This is a genomic window from Enterovibrio norvegicus DSM 15893 (genome assembly GCF_900115495.1).
Taxonomy (GTDB): Bacteria; Pseudomonadota; Gammaproteobacteria; order Enterobacterales; family Vibrionaceae; genus Enterovibrio; species Enterovibrio norvegicus.
This window is the reverse complement of sequence record NZ_FOWR01000012.1, coordinates 70,637-88,715: the sequence shown is the minus strand read 5'-3', so window position 1 is coordinate 88,715 and position 18,079 is coordinate 70,637. Positions and strand designations below refer to the sequence as shown.

Annotated in this window: 17 protein-coding genes; 7 read left to right on the top strand and 10 right to left on the bottom strand. The window is 49.4% G+C overall.

Annotated elements, in window-relative coordinates:
- Window positions 1-78: 78 nt before the first annotated feature.
- On the top strand, window positions 79-921 hold the full coding sequence (cysE, locus tag BM082_RS09535) for a serine O-acetyltransferase (protein WP_017009550.1): 843 nt from the start codon (window positions 79-81) through the stop codon (window positions 919-921).
- 133 nt (window positions 922-1,054) lie between these two features.
- On the opposite strand, the gene pfkA is transcribed toward cysE, so the two are convergent.
- The 3 genes from pfkA to BM082_RS09520 all read right to left on the bottom strand — a co-directional run bounded on the left by pfkA (window position 1,055) and on the right by BM082_RS09520 (window position 3,857).
- Entirely contained in the window at window positions 1,055-2,017 is a 963-nt protein-coding gene (pfkA, locus tag BM082_RS09530) for a 6-phosphofructokinase (protein WP_017009551.1), read from the bottom strand.
- 266 nt (window positions 2,018-2,283) lie between these two features.
- Complete coding sequence (gene fieF / locus BM082_RS09525; protein WP_026024827.1) at window positions 2,284-3,174, bottom strand: CDF family cation-efflux transporter FieF; 891 nt, start codon at window positions 3,172-3,174, stop codon at window positions 2,284-2,286.
- A 212-nt stretch (window positions 3,175-3,386) separates the two neighbouring features.
- Window positions 3,387-3,857 (bottom strand): Spy/CpxP family protein refolding chaperone, encoded by a 471-nt coding sequence (locus tag BM082_RS09520; protein ID WP_074926782.1) that lies wholly within the window; start codon window positions 3,855-3,857, stop codon window positions 3,387-3,389.
- 246 nt (window positions 3,858-4,103) lie between these two features.
- On the opposite strand from BM082_RS09520, the gene BM082_RS09515 reads away from it, so the two are divergent.
- The 3 genes from BM082_RS09515 (at window position 4,104) to BM082_RS09505 (ending at window position 8,009) form a co-directional block, all read left to right on the top strand.
- Window positions 4,104-4,799, top strand: coding sequence for a response regulator (locus BM082_RS09515; RefSeq protein ID WP_074926734.1), 696 nt, complete (start codon window positions 4,104-4,106; stop codon window positions 4,797-4,799).
- Window positions 4,799-6,196, top strand: coding sequence for an envelope stress sensor histidine kinase CpxA (cpxA, locus tag BM082_RS09510; RefSeq protein ID WP_074926732.1), 1,398 nt, complete (start codon window positions 4,799-4,801; stop codon window positions 6,194-6,196). Before BM082_RS09515 ends, cpxA begins: the two co-directional genes overlap by 1 nt.
- Window positions 6,197-6,374: 178 nt before the next feature.
- Window positions 6,375-8,009, top strand: coding sequence for a methyl-accepting chemotaxis protein (locus BM082_RS09505; protein ID WP_244275979.1), 1,635 nt, complete (start codon window positions 6,375-6,377; stop codon window positions 8,007-8,009).
- A 90-nt stretch (window positions 8,010-8,099) separates the two neighbouring features.
- On the opposite strand, the gene trmL is transcribed toward BM082_RS09505, so the two are convergent.
- Both trmL and tpiA read right to left on the bottom strand, forming a co-directional pair.
- Window positions 8,100-8,564: a tRNA (uridine(34)/cytosine(34)/5-carboxymethylaminomethyluridine(34)-2'-O)-methyltransferase TrmL gene (trmL, locus tag BM082_RS09500; protein ID WP_017009557.1), complete on the bottom strand. Its 465-nt coding sequence runs from the start codon at window positions 8,562-8,564 to the stop codon at window positions 8,100-8,102.
- Window positions 8,565-8,746: 182 nt separating this feature from the next.
- Window positions 8,747-9,517 carry a triose-phosphate isomerase gene (gene tpiA / locus BM082_RS09495; protein ID WP_017009559.1) on the bottom strand — a complete coding sequence of 257 codons (771 nt, stop codon included), beginning with the start codon at window positions 9,515-9,517 and terminating at the stop codon, window positions 8,747-8,749.
- Between the two features lie 280 nt (window positions 9,518-9,797).
- Here tpiA and BM082_RS09490 point away from each other — a divergent pair, with 280 nt between their 5' ends.
- A complete protein-coding gene (locus BM082_RS09490) occupies window positions 9,798-10,151 on the top strand; it encodes a 5-carboxymethyl-2-hydroxymuconate Delta-isomerase (RefSeq protein WP_017009560.1) in 354 nt (117 codons plus the stop codon).
- A gap of 73 nt (window positions 10,152-10,224) precedes the next feature.
- Here BM082_RS09490 and BM082_RS09485 read toward each other — a convergent pair whose 3' ends face one another.
- From BM082_RS09485 to BM082_RS09475, 3 genes are all read right to left on the bottom strand, one after another.
- A complete protein-coding gene (locus BM082_RS09485; RefSeq protein ID WP_017016237.1) occupies window positions 10,225-10,563 on the bottom strand; it encodes a DUF3135 domain-containing protein in 339 nt (112 codons plus the stop codon).
- 319 nt (window positions 10,564-10,882) lie between these two features.
- The gene (locus tag BM082_RS09480; protein WP_017013138.1) at window positions 10,883-11,626 is read right to left on the bottom strand and encodes a ferredoxin--NADP reductase; all 744 of its coding nucleotides are present in this window, start codon (window positions 11,624-11,626) and stop codon (window positions 10,883-10,885) included.
- Window positions 11,627-11,688: 62 nt separating this feature from the next.
- A complete protein-coding gene (locus tag BM082_RS09475; protein WP_017009563.1) occupies window positions 11,689-12,309 on the bottom strand; it encodes a helix-turn-helix transcriptional regulator in 621 nt (206 codons plus the stop codon).
- A 314-nt stretch (window positions 12,310-12,623) separates the two neighbouring features.
- Here BM082_RS09475 and BM082_RS09470 point away from each other — a divergent pair, with 314 nt between their 5' ends.
- Both BM082_RS09470 and BM082_RS09465 read left to right on the top strand, forming a co-directional pair.
- Complete coding sequence (locus BM082_RS09470) at window positions 12,624-13,655, top strand: HlyD family secretion protein (protein WP_074926727.1); 1,032 nt, start codon at window positions 12,624-12,626, stop codon at window positions 13,653-13,655.
- Window positions 13,656-13,720: 65 nt separating this feature from the next.
- Window positions 13,721-15,208 carry a DHA2 family efflux MFS transporter permease subunit gene (locus tag BM082_RS09465; protein ID WP_017009565.1) on the top strand — a complete coding sequence of 496 codons (1,488 nt, stop codon included), beginning with the start codon at window positions 13,721-13,723 and terminating at the stop codon, window positions 15,206-15,208.
- 79 nt (window positions 15,209-15,287) lie between these two features.
- Here BM082_RS09465 and glpX read toward each other — a convergent pair whose 3' ends face one another.
- Both glpX and glpK read right to left on the bottom strand, forming a co-directional pair.
- Window positions 15,288-16,295: a class II fructose-bisphosphatase gene (gene glpX, locus BM082_RS09460; RefSeq protein WP_074926725.1), complete on the bottom strand. Its 1,008-nt coding sequence runs from the start codon at window positions 16,293-16,295 to the stop codon at window positions 15,288-15,290.
- Window positions 16,296-16,510: 215 nt separating this feature from the next.
- On the bottom strand, window positions 16,511-18,016 hold the full coding sequence (gene glpK, locus BM082_RS09455; RefSeq protein WP_017009567.1) for a glycerol kinase GlpK: 1,506 nt from the start codon (window positions 18,014-18,016) through the stop codon (window positions 16,511-16,513).
- Window positions 18,017-18,079: the final 63 nt, after the last annotated feature.

Here is an 18,079-nt window from a genome sequence, read left to right as displayed (position 1 = left end):
TGCCATTCACACACGACGAAGAATGGGGGATGTTGAGGTGACTGTCAGCAATATAAGTGAAAGAAGTAAGGGTCAGGAATGCAAAGGACATGTGGTGAAGGCCGCGACAAAAAATGTCAGCAAGACAGTGTTTGGAAGGCCATAAAGCGAGAAGCAAAAGAGCAAACCGAACGTGAGCCTATGTTGGCGAGTTTCTTCCACGCCACCATCATTAAGCACGATACACTCGCTGCGGCACTCAGTTATATTTTGGCGAATAAACTGGCCACGCCAAGCATGCCAGCAATGGCGGTGCGCGAAGTGGTTGAAGAAGCGTATGCGGGCGACAAGCGCATTGTGGCATCTGCTGCTTGTGATATTTGCGCGACTGTCGAGCGAGACCCTGCGATCGAGCTGTATTCCACGCCGCTTTTGTACCTAAAAGGCTTCCATGCGTTGCAAGGCTTCCGTGTGGCAAATTGGCTTTGGTCGCAAGGCCGACGTGAATTGGCGGTGTATCTGCAAAACCAGATTTCTGTTGCGTGTCAGGTGGATGTTCACCCTGCCGCTACGATTGGTCGAGGCATCATGTTCGACCATGCAACCGGCATTGTGATCGGCGAAACTGCCGTGGTCGAAGATGACGTCTCCATTTTGCAAGACGTCACCCTCGGCGGTACAGGTAAAGAAAGTGGCGATCGTCACCCTAAAATCCGTACCGGCGTTATGATTGGAGCTGGCGCTAAAGTGCTGGGTAACATTGAAGTGGGCGAAGGCGCGAAGATTGCGGCATGTTCAGTGGTGTTGATCCCAGTGCCTGCGCATACCACTGCGGCGGGTGTGCCTGCGAAGATCATTGGTACCCCAAGTAGCGACACGCCGTCGTTCGACATGGACCAAAATATCAGTACTTCCGAATTTATTGAAGGCGACGGTATTTGATCTGATTTGCGGGTATTTAGCATTCGCAGACAACAGAAACGTCTACACAGAATACGAAAACGGAGCCGATAGGCTCCGTTTTTCATTTCCGCTGTCTTATATGTCTTAGACGCGTGTTATCAGCAATTGATGCTTAGAACAGTTTGTTGGCGACGTCGTAAAGATCTTGGCGGAATGGGCGACGCATGTTTTCAATCGCATCGATGATGTCGTGGTGAACCAGTTGTTCGTGCTGGATACCGACACAACGACCACCTTCACCTTGAATCAACAGATCAACCGCGAATGCACCCATGCGAGACGCAAGGATACGGTCGAATGCACGAGGCTGACCGCCACGCTGAATGTGACCCAAAATGGTTGCGCGCGTTTCACGACCCGTTTCAGCTTCGATGTACTTCGCCAACTCGTTGGTGTCCGTCATTAGCTCGGTGATCGCGATGATTGCGTGCTTCTTGCCTTTGTAGATACCTTCTTTGATCTTAGAAATCAGGTTCTCTTTATCCAGGCCGATTTCTGGCGTGATGAAGTACTCACAACCGCCAGCGATTGATGCCATCAGAGTCAAATCACCACAGTGGCGACCCATCACTTCAACAATAGAAATACGCTGGTGAGAAGAAGAGGTATCACGCAGACGGTCTATCGCTTCAACAACGGTGTTGAGTGCCGTCAAGTAACCGATGGTGTAGTCAGTACCTGGGATGTCGTTATCAATGGTGCCTGGTAGACCGATACATGGGAAACCCATTTCAGTCAGTTTTTTCGCACCCATGTATGAACCGTCACCGCCAATCACAACCAGCGCTTCGATGCCGTGCATCTTCATGTTCTGGATGGCTTGCTCACGCACTTTCTCTTCTTTAAATTCAGGGAAGCGCGCAGAACCGAGGAAGGTTCCGCCTCGGTTGATCATGTCTGAAACGCTGGTGCGGTTCAGTTTCTCGATGCGGTTCTGGTGAAGGCCTTGGTAGCCATCATAAATACCGCAGACTTCAATGCCTTCACTCAATGCGGCGCGCACAACACCGCGGATGGCTGCATTCATACCTGGGGCGTCACCGCCACTGGTCAAAACACCAATTTTACTAACCATGGTTACCCTCTGACTTTGGGAATTGAACTTTCAAATCCGGTTTGCATGCAGAAACGTAGGCCTCGCACCCTGCTTCGCTAAGAAAAGTCTTAGTAGGTATCGCGGGTTTGCCTCAGGCATGCTTGACGTGCCAGTTTAGCTTGCTGGCTGCTCGTTTAAAACTGTAACTTTCCTACTTATGTAAGACTATTACAATTTAGCTACCGTTTTTCGTTGATAAATATCAGTAACGGTTACAAATTTTTGTGACAATTTGTGTGTTAGTTTTATTCTCGTGGAGATTTTCCTACCACCGAGACAGGATCTTGGTGAATCAAGATATCCGCATTCGGAAAAGCTATCTCGAGCCTATCTTCCACTTCATCTGCAATGCGGTGCGCATCCACCAATTTCATTTCATCGTCCAACTCCAGGTGAAGCTGAATAAAGCGTGTTGCACCGGCCTGACGCGTGCGAAGATCGTGAACGCCTTGCACACCCGCGACGGTTGACGCCAATGTCATTATCTTTTCTTGTTCTTCCACAGGGAGTTGATGATCCAGCAGAGATTGCACCGCATCATTCGCCATTTTGAAGGCGCTCACCAAAATAAACAGACCAATAAGAATGGCAAAAATGGCGTCAGCTTGAGAGAAGCCGTACCAAGATAAACCCAGCGCAATGATGATCGCGATGTTCATGAGTAAGTCAGATTGGTAGTGAAGGGAATCAGCCGAAATCGCTTGGCTTCCTGTCTTGCGTACGACCCATTTTTGGAACAGCACTAAGCAACCCGTAATGAGCGTTGCGACGACACTGATGGCAACGCCCGCTTCAGGGTGATGAAGTTCAGCGGGCTTAAAGAAGCGCTCAATACCATTAAGCAATAAGAAGCAGGCCGAGCCCACAATGAAGGCCGATTGCGCGAGCGCGGCGAGAGATTCTGCTTTGCCGTGCCCGAAGCGATGCTCTTCATCGGCGGGTTGCAATGCATAGCGCACAACAAAAAGGTTAGTCACAGAGGCGAGAAGGTCGATCAGAGAATCAACAAGTGATGCTAACAAGCTCACAGAGCCTGTGTACCACCAAGTGAAGAGCTTCATGATGAGGAGAAACGTTGCTGTGATTGTGGCTGCCCATGCGGCCATTTGAACGAGCCGGGCGTAATTTTTAGTCATATTGAGAACGTATTCTGAACAAGTGCGCAGAGTATAACGTTTTTTGGTGTGGTTTTAAGCAATTGCGCGCGTATTCAATCAAGCAATGTAAAACGTGATAAGTCGTTTACGTTGTCCGCTTAGGTATTACGTTGACTTTTTCTTGCGGTAAAAGTGCAACATGCCAGCAGGGGCTGGCATGAAGGGATACTCACTTGGCGGTGAAGTGGCGATTAGCCGTGGTGCTTGTTCATGCGCTCTTGCATGCGTTCAGCCATTTTAGCCATGTTTTCTTCGACTTGAACTTTCTGCTCTGGCGTCAGAACGTTGAGCATTTCATGCTGTGCTTTCATGCGAGAAATGCGGCGCTCAACTTGTTGGTCTGACATTTTTGTCGCAAGGTCGCGGATAGCGGCTTCATCGAAGTTGTCGGCAAGAAGCAGTGTTTGCATCGCTTGACGGTCAGCCATCATTGCTTCTTTGTTTTTCGCTTTGTTTGCTTTCTTCGCATCACGGTTTTGTTCGCGAAGTGCATCAATTTTTTCTTCTTGCGCATCCGTAAGGTCGATGCCGCGTAGTAGGTGTTTGCCACCCATCATGCCTTCGCCACCGTGGTGTTTACCACCAAACGCCATGGCAGACATAGAACCCATCATCAGAGGCATGGCGATAACGGTAGCAGCAATACGTTTAGAAAATTTCATGGTGTTTTCTCCGGTTTGTTTTTTTGTTGTGTCGTTTGATGGGAGTAACTTTATCGCTTGGGACGTAAACCGGTGTGCGGGTAAGGTAAACTTATGTAAAGCGCGGTAAACCTCCGCTTTACGCATGGAATCACATTCGAGATTGGCAGATACTGTATTCGCACAACCTAAAGAGACAGGCTAAAGAAAGCCGCTTAGGTTGCTTGGGTATTCCCCTGACATTACTGATGAAGGCAATCACCGACCATGGCAAACATTCTCCTTATTGATGACGACACTGAATTGACGAGCTTATTAAAAGATCTTCTTGAGCTTGAAGGCTATTCCGTCAACATTGCCGACAACGGTCAGCAAGGCTTGGAAAAAATTGCCGTCGACACCGACTTGGTGCTACTGGATGTCATGATGCCCGTGCTGAACGGCATGGAAACCTTGCGTCGCTTGCGCGACCAATGGGAAACCCCCGTATTGATGCTGACCGCGAAAGGGGAAGAAATCGATCGCGTGATGGGCTTAGAGCTGGGTGCTGATGACTACTTGCCTAAACCGTTTAGTGACCGAGAGTTGCTTGCACGCATGCGCGCTATTTTACGTCGCACGGGCAAAGGCAATGACGAAAAGCGCACCGATGATGCGCAAGAAAAACTCGAATACCAAGACATCGAAATTTTCCCCGGCAAGATGGAAGTGTATTGCCAGCAGCAGTTGATCGACCTGACAGGCACTGAGACTGCGTTGCTGACCTATTTGGTGAGGCAGCCGGGCACCATTGTCGCGAAAGCCGATATCAGTTTGAATGTGCTGGGAAAACGCCTTGCGCCGTTTGATCGCGCGATTGATATGCACATCTCCAACATCCGTAAGAAGTTACCTGAACGTGCCGATGCTAAGCCTCGCATTAAGACATTGCGTGGACGCGGCTACTTGCTGGTGGAGGTGTAATGCCGTCCTTTCTATCGAAAATAACATTCCCCCGAATTAAAAGCCTTTATGGGCGCATTTTTGCAACCTTTTGGCTAACGCTATTGCTGGTGCTAATTGCTGTTTTAGCAGCCCAGCACAGTGACCCACGCCAGCAGCGTAGCTTGCCTGACGCCGTCAAAGCGAAATATACCGAATTGGCCGAGGACATTTCGCAGGATTTAACCCGCAAGCACGGGAGCTTGCAGTCAAAGCTTAAAAAAATACAAAAGAAGCAGCCAGAGCGTGCGCCGCGAAAACTTTACTTCACAGGGTTAGAAGGCGAGATGTTGTTTAACGGTCATCATGGTAGTAGCCGTGTACTGAAAAACTTCACCAGTGTGGCAGATAACCCTGAAGCACCCATGCAGCGACTTTATGGTCGATGGATGCTGGCTGGGCCATTCGTTGTTTCAGACGGTGATGAACAAGCATTGATGTACGTGGGGAAATTGTGGCGAGAAGCGCCGCCATTCTATGTGCAGATTCTTGATAGACCATTTCAACTTCTGCTTGTCACCATGGTGGTGAGTACCCCGTTTTTGCTATGGCTGGCATGGGCGGTAAGCCGACCTGCTCGTCGCCTGCAACAAGCGGCGGAACGCGTTGCAGAAGGGCGTTTTGAACTCGACCCTAGCCTTGAACAAGGTCCGCAAGAGTTTCGTCAGGCGGGCGCGAGCTTCAACCAGATGGTGACTGCGCTGAATCAAATGGTCAGTGGTCAACAGCGCCTGCTTTCCGATATATCTCACGAGCTACGCTCTCCGCTAACCCGCCTTCGTATGGCGAATGCGTTGGCAATACGTAAGCAGGGAGAAAGTGCGGATTTAGCCCGTATTGATACCGAAGCCGAGCGTATGGAGCAAATGATTGCCGACTTGCTTTCGCTGTCGCGCATGCAGTTAAACAGTCATGCTGAGCGTGATGTGTTTTCGCTCGACGATCTTTGGCTGACGCTCATGGAAGATGCAGAATTTGAAGCGAGCCAGTGTGATAAGCGCTTCAGCTACCAGCCTTTGCCAAACGCAAACATTGAAGGCAATGGCCCGCTGCTTTGTAGCGCATTAGAAAACGTGGTGCGCAATGCCATCAAATACGCGAACAGGCAGATCAACGTGACGTTTGCTGTTGAAGGACGGAATCTGCTTGTGGAAGTAAGCGATGATGGCGATGGTGTGCCACCCGAAATGCTTGAGGATATATTCAGACCTTTTTACCGTGTTTCTACTGCAAGAGATCGCATAAGTGGAGGCACCGGTCTTGGGCTTGCCATCACTGATAGCGCCATGCGTCAGCACAACGGTCGTGCAGAGGCTCTGCTGAATGAGAAAGGCGGACTAACAATTCGGTTAATTTTTAGCCTCGTCACACATTCTTAATATTGAGAGATTTACTTGTATTATCTTTACTGTTAAATGTCTCATTTTGAAAACTAGTGGCTAACCTTAGAACATGGTGACGTCTTTTCGACGTTACCACTTGTACCCCCTGCAGTTTATGCTTTTAAGGAATGGTTAGCTTATGTCCTCTTCAATGACGATAAAACAACGACTGACAATGTTTGTCGTTTTAGTGTGTGGTATCCAAATCGTGGTAGGCGCGTTTGTGTTCTACAAGTTGGCTTACATAGAGAGTCATGTGCAAGGGGTAGCTCATAGAGATATTCCAGTGCTAGCCGCTATCAGTAGAGCGACTGAACATCAGGTCGAGCAGCGAGTTCACTACAACAAAGCCTTCCGTTATGCCCTTGAAGTAGGGATAGAACCAGGAGTTGAAGCTAAATACGCCAAAGAAAAAGCGTATTTTCACGAGCTCGGTGAGAAGGTTAATAAAGACAAAAAAGAGATCAAAGCGCTGTTGGCTAATGGCATTTTGGCAGGCACTGAAGAAGAAAAACTCGCGTTTACCGCCGCCGACAATAAGCTCAACGAGGCATCGGCGTTACACACCAAATGGATGGTGCATGTTGAAGATGTGTTCAAAGAGCTGGAAGGTCAGCATTTTCACGAGGCCGAAGTGTTGGACCTGGTGGTCGGTGAAGAGGCTGAAACGACAACCAAGATGGTGGACAGCTTATTGACTGACGTTGGTCAATTTACCGAAACCGCGGTCCTTGATATCGAAAAACGCGCCATTATCTTGGAATATACCGTGATCGGGTCCGTTGTTCTGGCGTTAGTGATAGCCATCATCATGTCAAAAATCATCCTTAATCGTATTTACGGTGGCCTTAGTAAAGTGTCTGAGGCGCTTGCCTTGCAAGCTGCGGGTGACTTTAGTCGAGCGGGCGTGGTGGATGAACCTGGCATAATCGGTGTGCTTCAACAGAACATGGAAGGGACGCGTAAAAGCACCAACGCCATGATTGCGAAAGTTGCTGATGACGTGTCTGAAGCGGTGATTGCATTAAACTCAACGACACATGCAGTTAAAAGCAATGTAAGCGAGCAATCGAGTGAAATTCTTCAAGTCGCTGCTGCTTTCAATGAAATGGCGGCCACTGCACAAGAAATTTCCAACAACGCAGCATCAACACAAAGCGCCACTGAGAATGCATCAACGAAATCGTCAGAAAGCATGCGTGTGAATGAAGAAGCGATGACCCAGACTCAACAATTGATTGAGAGCCTCTCGCAAAGCAGTGCGGCGTTGAGTGAACTGGAGAAAAACAGTAGTAACATCGCTTCGGTGCTGGATGTTATTAAAGGCATCGCAGAGCAAACGAACCTGCTTGCATTGAATGCGGCGATAGAGGCTGCGCGAGCGGGTGAACAAGGTCGAGGTTTTGCTGTGGTGGCTGATGAAGTGCGTAGCTTGGCGCAACGTACCCATGACTCCACTTCTGAAATTGAAACCATGATTGCGCAATTGAGCTCGGTAACCAAAGATGCCGTTGAGACAATGGAGAAAAGCTGTGAAATGGGTGATAAGACCATTTCGCTTTCTCGCCAATCTGGTGAATATCTCTCTCAAGCCAGCGAAGCCAGTGCTGGTGTGACGGACATGAACCTTCAAGTAGCGAGCGCGGCAGAACAGCAAAGCGGGGTGATTGAAGAAGTGAACGTTAACGTGAATAAGATTAATGACATGGCGGAGCTTAGTGCTCAGCAGATTCTAAATTTGGTGGATGCAACGACAAAACTCAATCAAATTGCCACCAACCTTCAGGCTTCTGTTGGCAAACATGCGTAACCACTGACGTCGTCACTGGATGGTGTAGTAAATGCAAAAAAAGCAGGCTTCGGCCTGCTTTTTTTATTGTCGGAATTCATGGGTAAGGCGCTAAATACCGCCTTTAAAACCGAGCTGACGCCATGCTTCGTAGCAGATGATTGAGACTGAGTTGGACAAATTCAAGCTGCGGCTGCTCGGCATCATAGGGACTCGAATGCGTTGTTCTGGTGCGAAATTATCGCGTATAGCATCTGGGAGACCGCTGGTTTCTGAGCCAAACAGCAGCACATCTTCTTCTTGATAGCTTGCATCCGTGTGAGGGCGGCTGCCCTTCGTTGTGCAGGCAAAAATGCGTCTGTCACCCATCGCCTCAAGAAACGCGGCATAGTTTGGGTAGCGAGTGACGTTGGTCAAATCGTGGTAATCCAAGCCCGCGCGACGCAGTTTCTTCTCTTCGAAGTCAAAACCCAGAGGCTCAATCAAATGAAGTTTGCAGCCCGTATTGGCAGCCAGTCGAATGATATTGCCAGTATTTGGAGCGATCTGAGGTTCGTAGAGAGCAATGTGAAACATGACGTTAAATAACCGCGCTAGAAAGGTGGAAGGCAGTATAACCTCATGTCAGATGAAGTTGCAGGTTTCGGTGAGAATAACGCGGGCACTAAAAACAAAAAGGAGGCGCTAACAAAAAAAGGAAGTGCTAGGCACTTCCTTTTCGACTGCGCGAGGCAAACTAACGTGGCGTTAAGCCATGATTAGTTTTTTGCTTCTGCAGCTGCTTTCGCGATAGCCGCGAAACCTTCAGCATTCAACGCTGCACCACCGACTAGCGCACCGTCGATATCAGGTTGCGCGAAGTAAGAGGCTGCGTTTTCTGGCTTAACAGAACCGCCGTATTGGATAACAACGTTCTTCGCCACATCTTCGCTTTTCGCTGCGATGTGAGCACGAATTGCTGCGTGGATGCGTTGTGCATCTTCAGCTGTTGCTGCTTTACCCGTACCGATAGCCCAGATTGGTTCGTATGCGATAACAGCGCCGTTCAGAGCCTCAACACCTTGAGTGTTGATCACTGCGTCGATTTGACGTGCACATACGGCTAGGGTTTCGCCCGCTTCGTTTTGCGCGTCAGATTCACCGATGCAAAGCACTGGCGTTAGGCCGTTTTCTTTTAGGAATGCAAATTTCTTCGCAACGAACTCGTCTGATTCTTCGTGGTATTCACGACGCTCAGAGTGACCGATGATGATGTGCGTTGCACCGAAGTCTTTCAGCATGTCTGGAGAGATATCGCCAGTGAACGCGCCGCTTAGGTTAACGTCAACGTTCTGTGCACCCAGAATGATTTTGCTTTCCGCTTTGCCTAGCAGTTGCTCTGCCAGATCCAAGTACATAACAGGTGGCGCGATGGCAACATCAACACCTTCTACACCATTAAGTTCAGCTTCAAGACCTTTGATAAGCTCAGCTACCATTGTCTTGTTACCGTTTAGTTTCCAGTTACCCATTACTAGTGGACGGCGCATAGGAATTTCTCCGTAATCCAATTATCAAAATCAATTGCTGGGAACGATAGCAGCAGACCCGCTAGCATTTCCTGCTCAAAATCATAAATGCGATCGTTTGTACGCGTTTTATGCGTAAAAGTGAACCTTTGAGTAACAAATTTTCGTTATAAATTTTCGGAATGGCATTCCTTAACCGCGCTTACTCGTGGTGTGATCTGAGGTTAATTTCCTTCTCTCTAGTAACAATTGCTCGAAATGCTGGGGTACAGTGGCTCAATATCGTAACAAGGAGCAAGTTATGCCTCATATTGTCATGGAGTACAGTGACCCGGTTTCAGAGCGTGTGAATATCGGACAATTGCTAGAAGACTTACACCACACTGTGATTGGTAGTGGTGAATTTGATGCCAGTGATACTAAGTCTCGCGCCTATGCGTGTCATGAGTGGCTCATTGGTGAAGCGGATAACCAAGAGAACTTCATTCATGTCACCTTGTGGCTGTTAGATGGCCGAGATGAAAGTAAGAAGCACAATTTGACACATGCATTGCTCGATGTGCTTAAACAGCATGCGGCTGACGTGGTGAGTTTGACGGTGGATGCTCGCGATATGGATAGACGCTGGTACGCGAAAGAAAAACGCGACGCGTAAGTGTGGCGTGTTTTTATGAAGAGGGAAGGGTGTAAAAAAGTCGCGGTGGCGAACCACCGCACTAAAAATGTGTTTACCCTTCTACCGCAACCGTTTCTGCATCGCGACGAGGGCGAAATGGCGTGACGGTTGCCGTTGTTGCGGTGAGTGATTCTGGATCATTCACGGCAGTGGCAAAACGATCGAACTGACGCATCAATTCTTTCATCAGCAGTGCATTCACGTGGTTGGGGTTTTTACCCACCGCAATGACGTTGTTGATGTGGCACAGCTGCGCTTGAAGTTTTGGCTTCATGTGCTCGCTGGCGTTGTCGATGATGTCTTGGCTCATGTCCAATCTGAGTTGTTCCAAAGCTTGCGGGTCCGTTTCCGCTAACGCTTTTAATTCGTCGAATGAAGGCAACGTTTTCATGGCATTACTCCTCCGTCTGCTCATGACTTGCCCTAGACTATACGTTTAAAAAATGAGCGATCAATCACACTTGTGACTCATAAATGAGACAGATCTGGTCAATCAATTTGGTGTGTCTGAGCTGTGATACAGGTAATTGTTTGATACCAGACTGAAACATGCCATGCGCTAAAACGCATTCTCAATAAAGAGACGTTGGTGTAAAAGTGGTGGATGTCATTCTGTGGGGACAAAGCGTCCCTTTAAGGAAAGCTGTGTTGGGAAGGATTATTACTTTTTGGGATGGTCGATACCGTTAGGTATCGACGTTGAATAGGGTTTACCAGTATTGCTCGGTGGTGATCTGACCCGGCTTGCGGCGTAAATTCTTCTCGAGTCCTTTTTGTTCCAACAGCGCGCGAACGTCTTTAACCATCTGTGGGTTGCCACACAACATGATTTGGCTTTGCTGTGCAGACAGAGGCTGGCCAACCACACGTTCTAACATGCCATCTTCCAATGCATGCGTAATACGGCCAGACAGTGCACCTGCGGTGGGCTCTCGACTGACAAACGGCTGCACAATGATTTGGTCGCTATGGGTGTCCTTGAGTGCGTTAATTTCCGCTTGGTAGCTGAGATCTGCAGAAAACCGCACAGCATGAACCAGAATGACCTTTCTAAAACGCTGCCAGACGTCTTTTTGCTGCAAAATAGACAAATAAGGACCGAGCGCGGTGCCGGTTGAGAGCATCCAAAGATGTTCGCCTTGGGGGATCTCATCCAGTGTAAAGAAGCCAGCGGCGTCTTTGGTGATCATCACTGAATCGCCTGACTCAAGCGCATGGAGTTGTGGTGATAAAAGGCCATCGGCGACACGAGTCGCGTAAATTTCGAGGTATTTACTGTCGGGTGAGTTGACGTAAGAGTAGGCGCGTTGGATGAGTTTACCGTCGATTTCTAAACCGAGTTTGGTGAACTGGCCAGCTACAAATGGAGAGACGTCAGCGTCGAGCACAAGGCTAAACAGATCCTTATTCCAGCGACGATTCTCGATGACTTCCGCTTTGATCCAATTTGCCATATGCGCTCCTTACCTTTCAGTGATGCGACCCTGACTCTCAGGCTGCTTATTATTTTCGTTCGTTACTCTCTCGACAAAATTCTGTAGGTACACCTGCGTTGCCCTTCGATAATGTGCTCCTCACGAGAAACGTGATAATGCTCTCCGAGCAGGGTTTTAAATATGTTCTTCTCTGACTTACACAACGCTGGACAACGGGTTGCGGCTTGGCAAATCGGGCAATGATTTTCGATCAACAAGAAAGCGTCGCCATCTTGTTGCACTTCGGCCATGTAACCTTCTTTCTCTCTAAGATACGCCAAGGTTTCAAGTTTAGCCTTTAAATTGTGGCAATCTTTGAGCGCATCGCGGTATTGCTGCAACGTCTTTTCTTCCCGTTGCTGAATGACTTTGGCAAGGCCTGCTTCACCAAACAAACTCTCGACAGAATCAATCACTGAAATGGCGAGATCGCCATGGCTGTCTGCAAAACGGCGATGGCCTTCCGCGGTCAGCGACCAATGGCGCGTAGGACGACCAACTTTGACGCGGATATCGCTAAAATCCAAAAGACCATCGTCTTCCATGGCTTGCAGATGCTGACGAATCCCCATGGTGGTCATGTCCATTTCATCTGCCAATACACGGGCACTGATTGCACCTTCGCGTTTAATTTTGTTCAGGATTTTGTCGACTGTTTTCATCGCGTTTCGCTACTCCCCGTTGTTGACCCATTATGAAGTGCGCAGGCTAAATAAAGCAATGTCTTTACTTATTTATTGTAGCAGTGTGGTTTTCAGTGAGCGCTGAAGCGCGACGTTTTCGCATGCGCTGTGTAAGGTTTGACACTCAGAATGTGAAGTTTGTCATGCAACTGAGACCGTATGTCGCAAGGGTAAAAATTGACAAGAAAAACGGGCCGATAGCCCGCTGTTTTCTCACAAAATAAAGCAGCGTAACTACACTGCATCGATATTAGTGCGCTGTTGTTGGCGGCTAGCGTGTCCGAGGAGGTCAAATGGCGGATAAAAAAGCCTTTCCCGTAAAAAACCTGATTATTTTGTCGCTGGTGGCAGGCGTATTGGTGGTCGCTGCGTATTTTTATGTGCGTCATCAAGCGCAGTATCCCAGCACGGATGATTCCTACGTTCACGGTAATATCCTCTATATAGCGCCGCAAATCAGTGGGCAACTGACGGGTGTTGATGTCACTGATTTTCAGCATGTGGACAAAGGCATGCTGCTCGCTCGGATCAATCCTGCGCCTTATAAAGCCCGTTTAGAACAAGCGCAGGCTGCGTATGAGAGTGCTACTGCCGCGAATAAAGCGAGCAGTGATGCCATTGTCGGTGCGAGTGCCCAAATCCGCGCTGCCAGTGCGCAGCTTGTCGACACGGAAGAAAAATATCGTCGTAACATGGCGCTGGTGGCGAAGGGATTGTTGCCGAAACAAGAGGGTGATGATTTGAAAGCAGAGCTTGCTGCCGCGAAGAACAATTTGGACGTGGCGCGCTCGAGGATGTCGCAGCTTGTTAGTGAACAAGGCGCAGTCGGTGACGCCGCGCCCCAAGTCAGACAAGCCGCCGCAGCATTATCAGAAGCCTCGCTAAACCTTTCGTATACCGAAATTGTTGCCCCTTCTTCTGGGCGGTTAGGTGATGTGAATGTGCGCCCTGGCAGTGTTGTTGCTCCCGGGCAAGCCATGATGCCACTCATTGAGGCAGATTCGTTTTGGGTTCAAGCCAATTTTAAGGAAGACGATATTGGGCACATTCACACCACGATGGCCGTCTCTATCGTGTTAGATATGTATCCTGATGTCATGTTTAGCGGCGTTGTTGACGCTATTTCGCCAGCCAGCGGTTCATCCTTTTCTCTGCTGCCGCCAGAAAATGCCACGGGAAACTGGGTAAAAGTACCACAGCGTTTTCCTGTACGAATCAAACTTGATGACAACGCGAATGCCTCATCATCGACCCCCATGCGGGTAGGTGCGAGTGCCACGGTGACCATTGATACGCTGTCGCGTGAAACCACTGTGGCGAAATAGGCATGGAGGCCAATACTGCGGCAAGCTCGGAAGCGATAAAGCCGCTAGAAGGAACCACTCGCCTCATGGTGACCTTGGCAGTGATGTTGTCGGCCATCATGGTGCTGCTCGACATGACCATCGCCAATGTGTCTTTACCGCATATGATGGGGGCGCTCGGGGTGACCTCGGAACAAGTCACATGGGTGCTGACGTCTTACTCTATGGCGGAAGCCATTTGTATTCCATTGGCGAGCTATTTCAGTTTGCGTTTTGGCGTTCGAAAGCTGCTTCTGGTGTCGGTCACTGGGTTTGTGATCATGTCGGCGCTTTGCGGACAAGCGGACTCCCTGACCGAAATGATCATCTTCCGCATTATGCAGGGAGCGTTTGGCGCGTCGGTCATTCCACTTTCTCAATCCATTATGGTACAGATTTATCCAGCAGAAGAGCGTGGCAAAGCCATGGCGCTGTTTTCTGTGGGTGTGCTACTGGGGCCAATTCTAGGGCCGACGGTGGGTGGGGTGATAACGGAACACATGGACTGGCGCTGGATTTTCTATGTGAACTTGCCGATAGGCGCATTGTGTTTGACCCTGCTGGCTATCTTTGTGCGCATTGATGGACGAGATAAAACCACGGTCGATTGGCCCTTGGTGTTTGGGATGGCTATCGGTATAGGCTTGCTACAAATGGTACTGGAACGTGGCAACGAAGACGGGTGGTTTAGCTCTAATACCATCTTGTTTGCGTTTGTTATTAGCATGCTTGCGTGGGCCTTTTTCTTGGTGCGATCGTTCAAAACCAAAGGCGACATTGCACCAATGTGGCTACTGAAAGATCGAAATTTGTTGGTGTCTTGCCTGATCATGACTGGCTTTTCGATGGGCATGTTTGGTATCACCCAACTACAACCCATGATGCTGGAACAGCTGCTCAACTTTCCCGTCGACACCACTGGGTTTGTTATGGCACCAAGAGGCGTTGCTTCCGCCATTGTGCTTCTGGCGATTTCGCGGTTTATCGATCGCCTCGACCCTCGCATGTTGATCACCATTGGCCTTGTGCTTAATGGTATCGGCAGCTTTATGATGATGCGCTATTCGCTCGAGATAGATGTCTATTGGGTGCTTATTCCTAGCATCATTCAAGGGGCCGGTATGGGGTTAGTGTTTGCGCCATTGAGTCAGTTGGCTTACGCGACGTTAGCGCCCAATCAGGCAGTGGGCGGTGCGGTGGTATTCAACCTTTGCAGAACGCTAGGCAGTTCGTTCGGTATCTCGATTGTGAATACCTATTTCAGCCAAATTCAGCAAAAAGAATGGCATGCCCTTGGGTCGGGCATTACCCCTGATAACCCTGTTGTCCAGCATCTTGCTGCCTCTCAGGGTAAAACGGTAACAGACCCTAGCTTCATTGCCAGTGTGACCAACATGCTTCACGAGCAATCGACGCTGTTGGCGTTTGTGTATACCTTTGGATTCATCATGGTGTCGTATGTGGTCTTAATTCCTCTTTTGGCTTTGTTTAAAAAGCCAGAGAAGAAACCACCTCGGCAGACAACACCTTCCTGATACCAACAAAAAAGCACGCTATTTAGCGTGCTTTTTTATCACTAACCGTCAGCCTGTGTGCAAACAGTTCGTCTTGAGATTAAAGAATGATGGCTTTTACTGCGTCATCTTTGCGCTCAAGGTAGTGAATAGATTTGATACGACGAATGGTGCGGCATTTTCCGCGAATAAGCAGTGTTTCTGTGGTCGCGATATCGCCTTTGCGCGTGATGCCTTCTAACAAGTCACCTTTGGTGATGCCCGTTGCTGAGAAAATCACGTTGTCGCTGCTGGCCATGTCTTCCATGGTCAAACGGATATTGGTGGTGATGCCCATTTCTGTGCAGCGCTCAATTTCCACTTCGCCCATGCGACGGTTTTCTGCGTTGTCTTCTTTCACTTCGTGACGAGGAATCAAACGGCCATTCATGTCGCCGCCCAGTGCGCGGATAACGGCAGCTGAAACCACACCTTCTGGTGCGCCACCGATGCCGTACATCACATCGACTTCACTGTCTGGCATACACGTTAGGATAGAGGCAGCAACGTCGCCATCAGGAATCGCAAACACTTTCACGCCCATTTCTTGCATCTCACGGATGGTGTCGTCGTGGCGTGGTTTCGCCAATGTCGTTACCACCAATTCGTCCAAGGTTTTACCCAGTGCCTTGGCAATGTTGATCAGGTTATCGCGAAGTGGCAGGTCGATGTTGATAATGCCTTTCGCTTCAGGGCCTACGCACAGTTTTTCCATGTACATGTCAGGGGCTTTTAAGAAGCTGCCTTTTTCGGCTGCCGCCAATACTGCCAATGCATTTGATTGCCCCATGGCTGTCATGCGTGTGCCTTCGATAGGGTCGACTGCAATATCAACCGCATCGCCGCCTAGACCCACTTTCTCACCGATAAATAGCATCGGTGCTTCGTCGATCTCACCTTCACCAATGACAATTTCACCTTCGATTTCGGTTTTATTCAGAAGAATGCGCATAACCTCAACTGCAGCACCATCAGCAGCGTTTTTGTCGCCGCGGCCAAGCCATTTGTAACCTGCCAGTGCTGCGCCCTCTGTGACGCGTGAAAAAGCCATCGCTAAATCGCGTTTCATCCGATCTCCAGTGTTTTCATGAAGTGAAATAGAAGCTAATCGCCGCCTTGTCATAGTGTGAAAAAAGGCCGTGCGAGTCGCTGAAAAACTCGGCGCGGATTTTACCATAAGCAAAAAGGAAACGTTTGCGTTTTTGAGACAAGAAACGTAACGCTCGCCGTTTATCAGCGAGGGTTACGTTTAAGGTATTGAAAAGGAGGCGTGAACAGCACGGTCTAGTGGTCTTCCCAGCCTTTTGAACATTCAACCGCGCGCTGCCAGCCGCGGTGACGGCGTTCACGTTTGCCGTCATCTTCGCAAGGTGTGAAGCTGCGATCCAATTCTGACTTGTTCATGAGCTCGTCAATACTGCTCCAGAAGCCCACGGCCAAACCTGCAAGATAGGCAGAACCCAGCGCGGTCACTTCGGTGACTTTCGGGCGCTTTACTTCCGTGTTTAATACGTCGGATTGGAACTGCATCAAGAAGTTGTTGGCTACAGCACCGCCGTCCACTTTCAGTGAATCGAGTTTGATGCCCGAATCGGCTTCCATCGCGGTTAACACATCAAGCGATTGATACGCGATCCCTTCAAGTGTGGCGCGAATGATGTGGTTTGCGTTCACACCGCGCGTAATGCCCACGATAGTACCACGTGCATACGGGTCCCAATGTGGCGCACCTAACCCGGTAAATGCAGGAACAACATACACGCCATTGCTGGTATCTACTTTCGTTGCAAAGTATTCCGAATCGCTCGCATCGCTGATGAGTTTCATTTCATCGCGTAACCATTGGATAGACGCTCCGCCCATGAAGACGGCCCCTTCAAGTGCATACGCGACTTCGCCTTTTGGTCCACAAGCCAGGGTGGTGAGAAGCCCATTGTTCGACGTGACTTTCTCTTTGCCGGTGTTCATGAGCAAGAAGCAGCCTGTGCCGTAGGTGTTCTTTGCTTGGCCGGCTTCCACACACATTTGGCCAAACAGTGCTGCTTGCTGATCGCCTGCAATGCCTGCGATTGGAATACGTGTGCCGCCTTTACCACCAATGTTGGTTTCGCCATAGACGGTGGAGGAAGGTTTTACTTCCGGCATCATTGAGGATGGGATCCCCAATGCCTTGAGCATGGTGTCATCCCATTCCAACGTGTTGATGTTGAACAGCATGGTGCGACTCGCATTGGTGTAATCGGTCACATGGACACGCCCTTGGGTCATCTTCCAGATAAGCCAAGTATCGACGGTACCAAACAGCAGATCGCCTTTGGCAGCAAGTTCATGCGCGCCTTCAACATGGTCGAGGATCCACTTTACTTTGGTACCTGAAAAATATGGGTCAACCACAAGGCCTGTGGTTTCGCGAATGTAATCTTCGTAGCCATCTGATTTGAGCTGCTCACAAATCGGAGCAGTACGACGGCACTGCCATACAATGGCGTTATAAATCGGCTTGCCGGTATGACGGTTCCACACAATGGTGGTTTCGCGTTGGTTGGTGATACCAATGGCAGCGACTTCATCAGAGCGGATCCCGGATTTTGCCAGTGCTTCCACTAATGTGGCACTTTGCGTGGCCCAAATCTCAAGAGGGTCGTGCTCCACCCAACCAGATTGTGGGTAGATTTGCGTAAATTCGCGTTGGGCGGCGGTCACTATGTTCGCGTCATGATCGAGGATAACCGCACGAGAGCTGGTAGTGCCCTGATCCAATGCGACGACGTATTTCTGTTCCGTGCTCATAGGGTGTCCTCTTTGTTTCCTCTAAACAGCATAGCGCTAAGAATTCGGTTATTGGGGTAGGTA